The organism is Oricola sp., assembly GCF_022763245.1.
Taxonomy (GTDB): Bacteria; Pseudomonadota; Alphaproteobacteria; order Rhizobiales; family Rhizobiaceae; genus Oricola.
In genome coordinates this window covers 132,099-143,887 of record NZ_JALEGV010000040.1, presented here as the reverse complement: position 1 = coordinate 143,887, position 11,789 = coordinate 132,099, and the positions used below count along the sequence as shown (strand labels likewise).

Genomic DNA, 11,789 nt, shown 5'->3' with positions numbered 1-11,789 from the left:
GTTTGATCATGTTTCCTAGTGAAAATACATGATCGTAATTGTCAGGTTTTCCGGTTCCATCTTGCCGGGTTCGCGGAAACCGCACTGAGACAATCACCGTGCCGCCGCCCCGAAGGGCGCAACGTCACGGCAAGAAGGATGGAATGAAATGAAACAGGCAGGGCGACACTCCCACGTCAGACAAATCAGGGCCGCGATGAGCCTGGCGTGCGTCCTTGCCATGTCGGGACCGGCCTTCTCGCAGGACAATGCGCCGGTCCCGACTCTCTTACTCGAACTCAATGCCCTTCAGCAACAGGCAAGCGCCTGCCGCATCGTGTTCCTGGCGGAAAACCGCCTCGGGACCGATCTTGCGGCGCTGTCCTTCGAAACCGTGCTGATCGACACCCAGGGCGTCGTCGACCGTCTCACGCTGTTCGATTTCCAGGCCCTGCCGGCCGGCCGCAAGCGCGTGCGCCAGTTCGATCTCGACAACACCGAGTGCGGATCGATCGGGCAGGTGCTGATCAACGGCGCCGCCGCCTGCGAGGGCGAGGGCCTTTCGGGCGCGGAATGCGTCGACGGTCTCGAACTGACTTCCAAGACCGACGCGGAGATTGCCGGATGAGCGCCGTGATCAGCGATACGCTTGCGCGCATCGTCGACTTCCTGGCGCTCGGCGGTCCGGTCGTCACGGTCCTGCTCGCGGTCTCGGTCATCGCGGCGACGCTCGTCATCCTGAAGGCCTGGCAGTTCGTCGCCTCCGGCGTCGGCCGGCATAGAACGGCGGAGCGCGCGCTGGCGCATTGGCTCGCCGGCGGCCACCGGATCGCGCTCGACGATCTCGCCGCCAGCCGCAGCGGCGCGTCCCGCCTGATCTGGCAGGCCATGGCGACGGTTCTGAACGCCGCGCCGGACGACAAGGAAGCCGTTTCCGAACGGTTGCGCGTCGAGGCTTCGGCCTATCTGGCGCGGTTGCGATCCAGCTTCCGCGCGCTCGACGCGATCGCGCAGGTGTCGCCCCTGATCGGCCTGTTCGGCACGGTCATCGGCATGATCCAGGCGTTCCAGAAGCTGCAGGAGGCCGGCAACAGCGTCGATCCTTCGCTTCTCGCCGGCGGCATCTGGGTGGCCTTGCTGACCACGGCCGTCGGGCTCGCCGTCGCGATGCCGACATCGCTCTTCCTGACTTGGTTCGAAAGCCGCGTGGCGCGCGAGAGCGCGATGCTGGAACGCGCCTTGACGATCGTCCTCAATCCCGCGCCGCTCGCGCGGTCGGGGCAGGCGCTGCCGCAGTCGGCGGTTTCGCCGGCAAGCCAGTTCGCGTCCCATGCGGCTTGACGGTGCCGAGCGGAGGCGCAGCGCGATCTCGATGACGTCGCTGATCGACGTCATCTTCCTGCTGCTGCTGTTCTTCATGCTGTCCTCGACCTTCACGCGGTTCGGCGAGATCGAATTGACCGCGCCGGGCGGCGGAGCGGGCAGGGCGGCAACGCCGGTCTATCTGCGCCTCGATGCCGGCCGCATCCTGCTCAACGGCCGCGAGACGGCGCTTGACGACGTCTCGGCCGCACTCGCCGAACAGGCGGAAGCGGGCGCGAACACGGTGCTCCTCAAGCTCGATGACTCGACGGATTCGCAGCGCTTCATCGACCTCTACGCGGTGCTGCGCGCCGTGCCCGACCTGTCGGTCGCAGTGTTGCGGTGAGGGGGCGACATGCGACTTGCCGCGGCATCCTCGGGCAGCAAGAAGGCCGAGCCGACCATCGCGCTGATCAACATCGTCTTCCTGATGCTGATCTTCTTCCTCATCGCTGGCACGCTCGCGCCGCCGCTGGACAGCGATCTTTCCCTGGTGCGCACGGCGGGGCTTGAGGGCCGCGAACCGCCGGACGCGGCGGTCATCCACGCCGACGGAACCATCACCTGGCGCGGCGAAGCGACCGATCCCGCGGGCATCGTCGCGCAACTGGGTCAGGACGAGGAACCGGCGATCCGCATCGTGCCGGATCGGGCGCTTGCCGCGACAAAGCTGATCGAAATCGCCGAAGATCTGCGCAGGGAGGGCGCGCAGCGCGTCTTCATCGTCACCGAAAGGGGGCTCGAATGATCACCTCGCGTCGCGCCCTGCGCGTCTGGGTCGCGGTTGTCGCCTCGCTGGGCGTGCACTTCGCCGCCGCGATGGCCGTCGCGCCTTCGGATCCTCCCGCGCTGATACAGGGCGGAACCACCGCCGAGATCGCCGCGCTCGGGTCGGGCTTCGAAGATCTTCTGCAGGGCAGCGACAGGCTCCAACCCGCCGAGACCTCGACGGTCGAGCCGTCGCCGCCATCCGTCGAGATGACAGAACCCTCGGTGAGCGAGCCGATCGAGGCGACGCGTCCGTTGACGGTCGCCAGCGTCAGGCCGGTGCCCGTTCAGGCGCCGCCGCCTGTCCGGGAAGCGCTCGCACCCGCGACCGAAGCGCAGGCCGCGCCTGCCGCGACGAACACGCCCGCAGCGGACATGCCCTTCGTCGAGACCGCGCGTCCCGACCCCGCAAAGCCGGCGCTCGCTCCCGCCGCGCCCGCGGCTGAACCGGCGCAGCCGCAACTGGCGCCGCTCCAGGCGTCACCCGTCAAGCCCGCCGAAACGGCCCCGCCGAGCCAGGCGACCGAGGTCGCCGCGCTCGCGCCGGCCCAGATCACGGAAACCGTCGAGGCCGAACCGGAAGAACGACCCGTTCCGATCCCCGTCGCCCGCCCGCCGCGTCCGGAGGACGCCCGCAATCTCGCCGAGACGAAGGCGCGGGACGTGAAGAAGAAGGCCCCTCCGAAGAGGCAGGTTGCCAAGAAGGCCGCCGTTCAATCCGCCCGCGGCAACGCCAGCCGCGACGCCCGCGCCGGAAACGCGTCGGGCCGCACCACGCAGAAGGCGAAGACCGGCGGCTCGCAGAAGGACGGCAAGGCCCGGACCGCCGGCAATGCCAATGCCTCGAACTATCCCGGCAAGGTCTATTCCAAGATCCGCCGCACACGCCAGCAGCGCGCGGGCGGTGCCGGCGTCGCCCGGGTGCGCTTCTCGATCTCGTCGAGTGGACGGCTTTCTAGCATAAGGCTCGCCGCGAGTTCGGGCTCGGCCGCCATCGACAAGGTCGCCCTCGACCATGTCCGGCGCTCCGCGCCGTTCCCGCCGCCGCCGGCCGGCGCGCAACGCAGTTTCGTCATTCCGATCGAGGTCAGGCGCTGAGCGCAGCCCCGTCGGATCCCCAGTTTCACAGGAAAGGAAGCAGAAATGTATGTCGCAATGAACCGGTTTCGCGTCAATGAAGGCCACGAAGAGGCCTTCGAGAACGTCTGGCGCAACCGTAACTCCAGCCTCGCCGAGATGGCTGGTTTCCGGTCGTTTCATCTCCTGAAAGGCCCCCGCGACGAGGAAGCCAAGACCACGCTCTATGCGTCCCACACGATCTGGGAGAGCGAGCAGGATTTCATCGACTGGACCCGGTCGGACAATTTCCGCAATGCCCACAAGAACGCCGGCAACAACAAGGGCATGTATGCCGGACACCCGAATTTCGAGGGCTTCGTCGCCGTGGTCGACGAATAGGGGCCAGTCCCGCGGGATCAGGGCGCGGCGTTTGGCCGTCAGCCCTGGTTTCGAAACAGCTTGGTCTTGCCGAACATCGATTCCAGTTCCTCGATACGGCCCTTGGAATCCTCCCACCGTGCGGCCTGCACGTCGGCGATCAGCGCTTCCACGATCAGCATGATCGCGATGGTGGAGTCCCAGCTTGACGGGGCTTCGACCAGCGCGTGGAAACAATGGTCGGCAAGCCGGCTGATCGGCGAGCCCCACTGGTCGGTGAACAGCACGATCGTGCAATCGCGGTCATGCGCCAGCTTGGCCAGCTTCGCCAGGTCCGACTCGTAGCGGCGGATGTCGAACAGGACGAGGACCGACTTGCGACCCATGTCGAGCAGGTATTGCGGCCATACATTCGGCGTCTGGCTGAGCAGCGTCACGTTCGGCCGGATGATCTGCAGGTGGTTGAAGAAATAGTCGGCGTTGGAGCGCGTGATGCGCCCGCCGGCCAGATAGACGTCGCGCTTCGGATCGGCCAGAAGCTTCACGACCGTGTCGAAGGCGTCCGGATTGAGGCGCTGAAGCGTGTTTCGGATATTGGCCGACACAGCGTCGGCGAACTGGTTCAGCGTATGGTCGTCGCGGGCGTTGGCGCGGCCGGCATCGCGGCGCGAGATCGGTTCCTTGATCTGGGCGGCGATTTCCTCGCGGATCGCGCCCTGCATGTCCGGAAAGCCTTCGAAGCCCAGTTTGCGCGCCGTGCGGATCACCGTCGGTGTCGATACGCCGGCCTGTTTGGCGAGTTCCGTGATCGAACCCAATCCGGCGACCGGATAGTCCTGCAGCAAGACGGACACGAGCTGCCGCTCCGATGGCGTCAGCGTGTCCATGCGCTCCCGGATGCGCATCTTCACCGATGGCTGAGTGTCGCTCACGCGCGCTCCTTTCCGTCCCGGGCTATCCGCTGCCCGTAACATTGTCTACTGAAACGATATTGACAGAAGATTTTTTTTTGTAATGAATTGTACGCATGGGTGTTTCCGCACACAACGCCACGGTGCTCGCGCCGTCCGAGGAACCAGCCGCCGAGGTGATCAATCCGGGCGGTGAAGCGCCGATCGTGCTTGTCTGCGAACATGCGAGCGCCTTCGTGCCAAAGAGCATGGCGGGGCTGGGCCTGCGCGAGGACGACCGGCTTTCCCATGCCGCCTGGGACATCGGCGCACTGTCCGTCGCAACCGGACTGGCCGGTTTGCTGGATGCGCCGCTTGTCGCTTCGCGCGTGTCGCGGCTGGTCTATGACTGCAACCGCCCGCCGGAGGCGCCCGACGCGATCCCCGCCAGGAGCGAGTTGATCGAGGCGCCGGCCAATGCGAATCTGACGGAAGCGGAGCGCCGCAAGCGCATCGACGCGGTCTACGAGCCGTTCAGGGCTCTGCTCGCGGAGACCATTGCAGGCAAGGGCCCCGAGCGCCCGGCGATCGTAACGATCCACAGCTTCGCTCCGGTCTTCTTCGGTGTCAGCCGCAAGGTCGAACTCGGACTTCTGCACGACGCCGACGACCGGCTCGCCCGCGCCATGCTCGATGCGGCGCCGGCGTTCACGTCGATGAAGACGGCGCTCAACGAGCCCTATGGGCCGCAGGACGGCGTAACACACACGTTGAAGCAGCATGCGCTGCCGTCCGGCCTCTTGAACGTGATGATCGAGGTTCGAAACGATCTCGTCGGCGATGTCGCCGGTGCCGGGCATGTCGCGGAAACGCTGGCGAAGATCATCGAGCGTGCATTGGAGGCTTGCGCTCATCCGGTCGGTCGCGGACGAATGGGACAGCGGCATGGGTAGAAGCTGGCTCTTTGCTGGTGGCTCAGGCCGGATCGCTGACGGGAGCGCCCGACAGGACGTCCAGAAACAGCGCGAAGAGTTCCGACTGGGAGGAAACGCCCAGCTTTGCATAAAGGTTCCGGCGATGGATCTTCGCGGTGGCGACCGAGATGCCGAGCTGCAGGGCGAGCGATTCCGAGGAATGGCCCCGCAGGATCATCTGGGCGACCTCCTGTTCGCGCTTCGTCAAAGCGCGTTCCCCGAAGGTCTCAAGCGTGTGCTCGACATAATCCGACAGGCAGCCGGGCGCCGCGGGCTTGGCCGGGTTTCCGCCGAGACCCTGCCAGTGGCGCGCCATCGCGGTCTGCACCAGCGGTTCGATTTCACGCAGCCTGTCGAGTTCGTACTCGCTGAACGGCGAGGCGTCGTGCGGTCGCATCAGGGAGACGACGATGTAGGCGCCATGGGCGTTGCGGGCAAAGAAGCCGATCTCTTCCGCCAGATAGCCCGGCTCGTCGGAGACGCAGGGCGAAACATATCCCGGATGTGCGCCGACCTGCGCGTAGAACTCGTCGGGGGCAAGGTCGCGCATGCGGTACAGGCCGGGTTCGAGACTGTCCTGGCACGCCTTGAAGAACGGATCGACCAGATAGGTGCCCTGCAGATAGGGCGCGATGAGAGAGTGTTTCTGGCTGTCGGAGAAGCCGTCGAACAGGAAGACGGGACGGCGTCCCGGCGGATAGCCGAAGATCGGCGCATGCTCGAAATCGACCGTGTTGCGCAGGAACGTCACCAGCAGCGAGGGCAGGGCCGTCGTGTCCAGCGCGGCCATGATGCGCGCAAACTCGTCAACCCGCGCGATCGACGCGACGTTGCCTATCGGATGGTCCATCGCAGAGCCCCGAATCTGCTCGAATTGTCCGTTTCGCGCATGGCACGATCGTGCCGCAATGCTGCAGCGCAGCCAAGCCTCTACACCTTAGGGGGTATGCGGCATAACAATCCAGCACTATTCGCGCCTACCCTTTCAGGGAATGGTTCGCAGCCGCGCAAAGCGCTTACGCTTCCGTGCTGGCAACGGTCCGAACAGACGAAAGGGAGCTTGGCGCATGGCTGGTAGGTTGGAAGGCTGGAACGCGATTGTCAGCGGAGGCGCCGCCGGCGCCGGTGGCGCGGCGTCCAGCCTCTTTGCACGCGAGGGTGCTCATGTCGCCGTCGTCGACATCCAGGTCGAGGCCGGTCAGCAGCGAGCGGCGGAAATCGAAGCGCAGGGCGGCAAGGCGTTCTTCGTCAAGTGCGACGTGTCCAAAGCCGACGAGGTCGAGGCGGCTGTCGCCACCATCAAGGACCGCTTCGACGGGCGGATCGACACCCTCTACAACCACGCCGGCACGGTCATCGTGAAGCCGTTTCTCGACACGACCGAGGCCGAGTGGGACTGGATGATGAGCGTCAACGTCAAGTCCATGTTCCTGATGACGCGCGCCGTCCTGCCGGTGATGCTGGCGCGCGGACAGGGCACGATCGTCAACACCTCCTCCATCTCCGCGGTGGCCGGGACGCCCAAGGAGGTGCTCTACTGCACCTCGAAGGGGGCTTGCCACATGTTCACCCGCGCGATCGCGATCGAGTACCGGGACGAGGGCATCCGCTGCAACGCGGTCTGCCCGGGCTTCATCCGCACCGATCACGGATTGCGCGAATTGAAGGAACTGCGTGAACTCGGCGTGGACGTGACCGAGGACGACATCATCAAGCTTCAGGGCCGCATCTGCGAGCCCGAGGAAGTCGCGCAAGCGGCACTGTTTCTCGCAAGCCCCGAATCCAGCTTCGTCAACGGCGAAACGCTGTTTGTCGATAATGGAATGCTGGTGGGGACCTGAAAACACGATCGGGGAGCACTGCATTCAGGTCCCGCAACTCTTTGTCGAAGCAGAGGAAGAAGACTATGGAAAGAAACGCATCCAGGCGCCGGTTCCTGAAAAACGCCGGTATCATGACTGCCGCCGCAGGCGCGACGACGCTAGCGGCACCGGCGATCGTCAAGGCCCAGGCCCCGATCAAGTGGCGCTTCCAGACCTATGCGGGAACCACGCTCGGCCAGCACGTCACCAAGCCGATCGTCGACGCGATCAACACCGCGGCCAACGGCGAAATGGAAGTCGAGTTGTTCTACGCCGACCAACTCGTCCCCACCGGCGAACTCTTCCGCGCCCTGCAGAGCGGTACGATCGACGCTGTGCATTCCGACGATGACAGCATGGCCTCGCCGACCCCGGTTCGCCAGTTCGGCGGTTACTTCCCGCTCGCCACCCGTCACGCGCTCGACGTGCCGGTTCTGTTCAAGCAGTACGGTCTCGCGGAAATCTGGGACGAGGAATATGCCAAGGTTGGCGTCAAGTGGCTGTCGGCTGCGGGGCAGGACCCCTGCAACTTCAACACCAAGAAGAAAATCACCTCGCTGGCCGATCTCGACGGCCTGCGCCTCTACACCTTCCCGACGGCCGGCCGCTTCCTGGCGCAGTTCGGCGTGGTGCCGGTGAACATTCCCTACGAGGATGCCGAAGTCGCCGTTCAGACGGGCGAGCTCGACGGCATGGCCTGGTCGGGCATCACCGAGGACTACACCGTCGGCTGGGCCGACGTGACCGACTACTTCCTGACCAACAACATCTCGGGTGCCTGGATCGGCTCGTTCTTCGTCAACCAGCAGCGCTGGGCGGACCTGCCGGATCAACTGAAGCAGCTGGTCATGTCGTGCGTCGAGAGCGGCCACTTCTACCGCAACCAGTGGTATTGGGGCGGCGAGGCGAAGCTGCGCGCCGAAGGCGACAAGCTCGAACTGACCTCGATCCCGCAGGACGAGTGGTCTCAGGTCGAAGACGCGGCGGAGAGCTTCTGGGACGAGATCGCTCAGGAAGGCGAACTCGAAGCCAAACTGGTTGATATCTTCCGCCACTATCGCAAGGTGATCAACAGCGCCGGCTATCCTTACAGCCGCAGCTAATCAGGGATCATGCGAAACCGGCCCCTGGAAAATGGGGCCGGTTCTGTTTTGACCGGGGAAAGGCAGGACGACAGGATGCGCAAATTCATGGCGACCTATGTTCGATGGGTCGAAGCCTTCAACTATCGGGTCGGGCGTTTCGCCATGTATCTGATCTTCGTCATGATAGCGGTTCTGCTGTGGTCGTCCTTCACCAAGACGATGCCCAACATGCGGCCCTCGCTCTGGACGCTGGAAACGGCGCAGTTCCTGATGGTCGCCTACTACATGTTCGGCGGGCCGTATTCGGTGCAACTTGAATCCAACGTCCGCATGGACCTGATCTACGGCAATCTGAGCTTCCGGCGCAAAGCTTTCGTTGACTGCTTCACCGTGTTCTTCCTGATTGTCTATTTGTTCTTCCTGCTCTTCGGCGGTCTCAATTCCTTCGCCTACTCGCTCGGCAACTTTACCCAGGACGCGCCAAGCTTCCTTGCCGGACTGGTCGGCTCGTTCTTCACCGGAGGACCTGACGCAGCAGCCGAGAAGATCGGGGTATTGGAGCGATCCCGCTCCGTCTGGCGGCCGCCGCTCTGGCCGGTCAAGCTGGTCATGATCACGGGGATTCTCCTGATGCTGATGCAGTCGGTTGCCGAGCTGTTCAAGGACATCGAACGCTACCTGACGCCTGAAACCGACGGGAAAGCCGCCTGATGTCCTACGAGCTCATTGCCCTTCTGATGTTCTCGTCGATGATGCTGCTGCTGCTGACCGGGCAGCGGGTCTTCGCCGCGATCGGTTTCGTCGCCGCCGTCTCGGCCTTCTTTCTGTGGGGAACGGGTGGATCGGACATACCCTTCTCCGCCGGCATCAAGCTGATGAACTGGTATCCGCTGCTCACGCTGCCGATGTTCATCTTCATGGGCTACGTGATGTCGGAGAGCCGGATCGCCGACGACCTCTACAAGATGTTCCATGTCTGGATGGGGCCGATCAACGGCGGGCTCGCCATCGGCACGATCGGTCTGATGGTTCTGATCTCGGCCATGAACGGCCTTTCGGTGGCCGGTATGGCCATCGGCGCGACGATCGCTCTGCCCGAGCTCCTGAAACGCGGCTACGACAAGCAGATGGTCACCGGCGTGATCCAGGCCGGCTCGTCGCTCGGCATCCTCGTGCCGCCATCCGTCGTCCTCGTGCTCTACGCGATGATCGCCCGCCAGCCGGTCGGTCAGCTCTGGCTCGCCGGCGTCTTCCCGGGCCTGATGATGGCGGGGCTGTTCATCATCTACATCGCCATCCGTTGCAAACTCCAACCGTCCCTCGGACCTGCGCTGTCGAAGGACGAGCGGGACGTGTCGATGGCGGAGAAGTTGCGTCTTCTGCGCGCAGGGCTGCTTCCGCTTGTCATCTTCATCGCGATGATGGTGCCCTTCGTCAACGGATGGACTTCGCTGGTGGAGAGTTCGGCGATTGGGGCGATGACGGCGTTTGCCGCTGCCGTGATCAAGGGCCGGATGACCCGCGACGTCTTCGAGGTGTCGGTGCGCCAGACGCTGGCGGTTTCCTGCATGTTCATGTGGATCATCCTCGCAGCCCTTGCATTCGGCGCCGTCTTCGATGGTTTGGGTGCGGTGCGGGCGATCGAGGATCTCTTCGTCGGTCAGTTGCACCTCGATCCTTGGGTGATCCTGATCCTCATGCAGCTTTCGTTCCTGGTGATGGGAACGTTTCTCGACGACACGGCCATGCTGGTGATCGTCGCGCCGCTCTACGTCCCGCTCGTGAGGGCGCTGGGCTTCGACCTGATCTGGTACGGCGTGCTCTACACGATCACCTGCCAGATCGCCTACATGACGCCGCCCTTCGGCTACAACCTGTTCCTGATGCGGGCCATGGCGCCACCGGAAATCGGGATCATGGATATCTACCGCTCCATCGTTCCGTTCGTTTTCGTGATGGTCTTGGCGTTGGCGGTGGTGATGGTCTTTCCGGAGATTGCGCTGTGGCTGCCGGACTATGTCTATGACAAATAATCGACACATACGGAGAACCCGATGCCGGGCATGATGACGCTTGAGGAACTGAAGACCGCGGTCGATCTTGGAGAGATCGACACGGTCATCGCCGCCCATACGGACATGCAGGGCCGTCTGATGGGCAAGCGGTTCCATGCGCAGCATTTCCTCGAGAGCGCCAAGGACGAGACGCATTGCTGCAATTACCTCCTGACGGTCGACATGGAGATGGAGCCGGTCCCCGGCTACGAGACCGCAAGCTGGGAGAAGGGCTACGGCGATCACACGATGATCCCGGACATGTCCACCCTGCGCCGCATTCCGTGGCAGGAGGGCACCGCGCTGGTTCTGTGCGACCTCGTCGATCACGCCACGCATGAACACATCCCAGTCTCGCCTCGTGCGGTGCTGAAGAAGCAGCTTCTCCGGCTCCGCGAGATGGGGATGACGGCAATGATGGCGTCGGAACTGGAGTTCTTCCTGTTCCACGAGAGTTTCGAGGAAGCGCATGCCAAGGGCTATCGCGACCTCAACCTGATCAGCGCCTACAATGAGGACTACCACATCTTCCAGACCGCCAAGGAAGAGACCGTCATGCGGGCGATCCGCAACGGCCTCTACGGCGCCGGCATTCCGGTCGAGAACTCCAAGGGCGAAGCCTGGGCCGGGCAGGAGGAGATCAATGTCAAATACGCCGACGCGCTGACGGCGGCCGACAATCACGTCATCACCAAGAATGGCGTCAAGGAGATCGCCTGGGCGAACGGGCGCGCCGCGACCTTCATGGCCAAGTGGGACTACACTGCTGCTGGCTCGTCCTCACATGTGCATCAGTCGCTGTGGACTGCCGACGGCAAGCGGCCGGAGTTCTACGACGAGGGCGGCGGCGACCCGGACGGCATGTCGGAAACGATGCGCTACTATCTCGCGGGCCTTCTGAGGCATGCCTGGGAGTTCACCTTCTTCCTCGCGCCGAACATCAACTCCTACAAACGCTTCCAGGCAGGCACATTCGCGCCGACCAAGGCGATCTGGAGCCGCGACAACCGCACGGCCGGCTACCGGATCTGCGGTGGCGGCACCAAGGCGCTGCGGGTGGAATGCCGTGTGGGCGGCTCCGACCTCAATCCCTATCTCGCTTTCGCAGCTCAGCTTGCCGCGGGCATCGCCGGGATCGAGGGCAAGTATGAGCTGGAGCCGGAGTTCCGCGGCGACGCCTATGCCGCCCGGCGCGCGCGCGAAATCCCGAAGACCCTGCGCGACGCCGCGGTCGCACTCAAACGCTCGAAGATGCTGCGTGCCGCTCTCGGCGACGATGTCGTGGATCATTATGTCCACGCCGCAGAGTGGGAGCAGTTCGAATATGACCGCCGCATCACCGATTGGGAAATCGCGCGCGGTTTCGAAAGGTCCTAGA

At 64.1% G+C, this 11,789-nt stretch carries 14 protein-coding genes; 12 read left to right on the top strand and 2 right to left on the bottom strand.

Annotated features, from left to right (window positions below; all coding sequences use genetic code 11):
- The first annotated feature begins 196 nt into the window (after nt 1-196).
- The 6 genes from MRY80_RS18070 to MRY80_RS18045 are packed head-to-tail and all read left to right on the top strand — an operon-like array spanning nt 197 to nt 3,567.
- The gene (locus tag MRY80_RS18070; RefSeq protein WP_293292463.1) at nt 197-607 is read left to right on the top strand and encodes a hypothetical protein; all 411 of its coding nucleotides are present in this window, start codon (nt 197-199) and stop codon (nt 605-607) included.
- Nucleotides 604-1,320 (top strand): MotA/TolQ/ExbB proton channel family protein, encoded by a 717-nt coding sequence (locus MRY80_RS18065; RefSeq protein WP_293292462.1) that lies wholly within the window; start codon nt 604-606, stop codon nt 1,318-1,320. The genes MRY80_RS18070 and MRY80_RS18065 overlap by 4 nt, the downstream gene beginning before the upstream one ends.
- Nucleotides 1,310-1,687: a biopolymer transporter ExbD gene (locus MRY80_RS18060; protein WP_293292461.1), complete on the top strand. Its 378-nt coding sequence runs from the start codon at nt 1,310-1,312 to the stop codon at nt 1,685-1,687. The genes MRY80_RS18065 and MRY80_RS18060 overlap by 11 nt, the downstream gene beginning before the upstream one ends.
- 9 nt (nt 1,688-1,696) lie before the next feature.
- Entirely contained in the window at nt 1,697-2,089 is a 393-nt protein-coding gene (locus MRY80_RS18055; RefSeq protein ID WP_293292460.1) for a biopolymer transporter ExbD, read from the top strand.
- Nucleotides 2,086-3,207, top strand: a complete 1,122-nt coding sequence (locus tag MRY80_RS18050; RefSeq protein WP_293292459.1) for a TonB family protein — start codon at nt 2,086-2,088, stop codon at nt 3,205-3,207. The genes MRY80_RS18055 and MRY80_RS18050 overlap by 4 nt, the downstream gene beginning before the upstream one ends.
- Nucleotides 3,208-3,252: 45 nt before the next feature.
- Complete coding sequence (locus MRY80_RS18045) at nt 3,253-3,567, top strand: antibiotic biosynthesis monooxygenase (RefSeq protein WP_293292458.1); 315 nt, start codon at nt 3,253-3,255, stop codon at nt 3,565-3,567.
- Nucleotides 3,568-3,605: 38 nt separating this feature from the next.
- Here MRY80_RS18045 and MRY80_RS18040 read toward each other — a convergent pair whose 3' ends face one another.
- Nucleotides 3,606-4,451 carry a MurR/RpiR family transcriptional regulator gene (locus MRY80_RS18040; protein ID WP_293293026.1) on the bottom strand — a complete coding sequence of 282 codons (846 nt, stop codon included), beginning with the start codon at nt 4,449-4,451 and terminating at the stop codon, nt 3,606-3,608.
- Between the two features lie 122 nt (nt 4,452-4,573).
- Here MRY80_RS18040 and MRY80_RS18035 point away from each other — a divergent pair, with 122 nt between their 5' ends.
- The gene (locus tag MRY80_RS18035; protein WP_293292457.1) at nt 4,574-5,389 is read left to right on the top strand and encodes an N-formylglutamate amidohydrolase; all 816 of its coding nucleotides are present in this window, start codon (nt 4,574-4,576) and stop codon (nt 5,387-5,389) included.
- Between the two features lie 22 nt (nt 5,390-5,411).
- Here MRY80_RS18035 and MRY80_RS18030 read toward each other — a convergent pair whose 3' ends face one another.
- Nucleotides 5,412-6,260: a helix-turn-helix transcriptional regulator gene (locus MRY80_RS18030; RefSeq protein WP_293292456.1), complete on the bottom strand. Its 849-nt coding sequence runs from the start codon at nt 6,258-6,260 to the stop codon at nt 5,412-5,414.
- A 217-nt stretch (nt 6,261-6,477) separates the two neighbouring features.
- Here MRY80_RS18030 and MRY80_RS18025 point away from each other — a divergent pair, with 217 nt between their 5' ends.
- The 5 genes from MRY80_RS18025 (at nt 6,478) to MRY80_RS18005 (ending at nt 11,788) form a co-directional block, all read left to right on the top strand.
- Nucleotides 6,478-7,251, top strand: coding sequence for an SDR family oxidoreductase (locus MRY80_RS18025; protein ID WP_293292455.1), 774 nt, complete (start codon nt 6,478-6,480; stop codon nt 7,249-7,251).
- A gap of 65 nt (nt 7,252-7,316) precedes the next feature.
- The gene (locus MRY80_RS18020; protein WP_293292454.1) at nt 7,317-8,375 is read left to right on the top strand and encodes a TRAP transporter substrate-binding protein; all 1,059 of its coding nucleotides are present in this window, start codon (nt 7,317-7,319) and stop codon (nt 8,373-8,375) included.
- Nucleotides 8,376-8,450: 75 nt separating this feature from the next.
- Nucleotides 8,451-9,068 (top strand): TRAP transporter small permease subunit, encoded by a 618-nt coding sequence (locus tag MRY80_RS18015; protein ID WP_293292453.1) that lies wholly within the window; start codon nt 8,451-8,453, stop codon nt 9,066-9,068.
- Nucleotides 9,068-10,390: a TRAP transporter large permease subunit gene (locus MRY80_RS18010; RefSeq protein WP_293292452.1), complete on the top strand. Its 1,323-nt coding sequence runs from the start codon at nt 9,068-9,070 to the stop codon at nt 10,388-10,390. Before MRY80_RS18015 ends, MRY80_RS18010 begins: the two co-directional genes overlap by 1 nt.
- A gap of 21 nt (nt 10,391-10,411) precedes the next feature.
- Complete coding sequence (locus MRY80_RS18005; RefSeq protein ID WP_293292451.1) at nt 10,412-11,788, top strand: glutamine synthetase family protein; 1,377 nt, start codon at nt 10,412-10,414, stop codon at nt 11,786-11,788.
- The last annotated feature ends 1 nt before the right edge of the window (nt 11,789 follow it).

What these genes read in the sequence shown, in the direction of transcription:
- MRY80_RS18070 (WP_293292463.1), top strand. Translation starts at nt 197, where the DNA reads ATGAGCCTGGCGTGCGTCCTTGCCATGTCGGGACCGGCCTTCTCGCAG.
- MRY80_RS18065 (WP_293292462.1), top strand. Translation starts at nt 604, where the DNA reads ATGAGCGCCGTGATCAGCGATACGCTTGCGCGCATCGTCGACTTCCTG.
- MRY80_RS18060 (WP_293292461.1), top strand. Translation starts at nt 1,310, where the DNA reads ATGCGGCTTGACGGTGCCGAGCGGAGGCGCAGCGCGATCTCGATGACG.
- MRY80_RS18055 (WP_293292460.1), top strand. Translation starts at nt 1,697, where the DNA reads ATGCGACTTGCCGCGGCATCCTCGGGCAGCAAGAAGGCCGAGCCGACC.
- MRY80_RS18050 (WP_293292459.1), top strand. Translation starts at nt 2,086, where the DNA reads ATGATCACCTCGCGTCGCGCCCTGCGCGTCTGGGTCGCGGTTGTCGCC.
- MRY80_RS18045 (WP_293292458.1), top strand. Translation starts at nt 3,253, where the DNA reads ATGTATGTCGCAATGAACCGGTTTCGCGTCAATGAAGGCCACGAAGAG.
- MRY80_RS18040 (WP_293293026.1), bottom strand. Translation starts at nt 4,451, where the DNA reads ATGCGCATCCGGGAGCGCATGGACACGCTGACGCCATCGGAGCGGCAG.
- MRY80_RS18035 (WP_293292457.1), top strand. Translation starts at nt 4,574, where the DNA reads ATGGGTGTTTCCGCACACAACGCCACGGTGCTCGCGCCGTCCGAGGAA.
- MRY80_RS18030 (WP_293292456.1), bottom strand. Translation starts at nt 6,260, where the DNA reads ATGGACCATCCGATAGGCAACGTCGCGTCGATCGCGCGGGTTGACGAG.
- MRY80_RS18025 (WP_293292455.1), top strand. Translation starts at nt 6,478, where the DNA reads ATGGCTGGTAGGTTGGAAGGCTGGAACGCGATTGTCAGCGGAGGCGCC.
- MRY80_RS18020 (WP_293292454.1), top strand. Translation starts at nt 7,317, where the DNA reads ATGGAAAGAAACGCATCCAGGCGCCGGTTCCTGAAAAACGCCGGTATC.
- MRY80_RS18015 (WP_293292453.1), top strand. Translation starts at nt 8,451, where the DNA reads ATGCGCAAATTCATGGCGACCTATGTTCGATGGGTCGAAGCCTTCAAC.
- MRY80_RS18010 (WP_293292452.1), top strand. Translation starts at nt 9,068, where the DNA reads ATGTCCTACGAGCTCATTGCCCTTCTGATGTTCTCGTCGATGATGCTG.
- MRY80_RS18005 (WP_293292451.1), top strand. Translation starts at nt 10,412, where the DNA reads ATGCCGGGCATGATGACGCTTGAGGAACTGAAGACCGCGGTCGATCTT.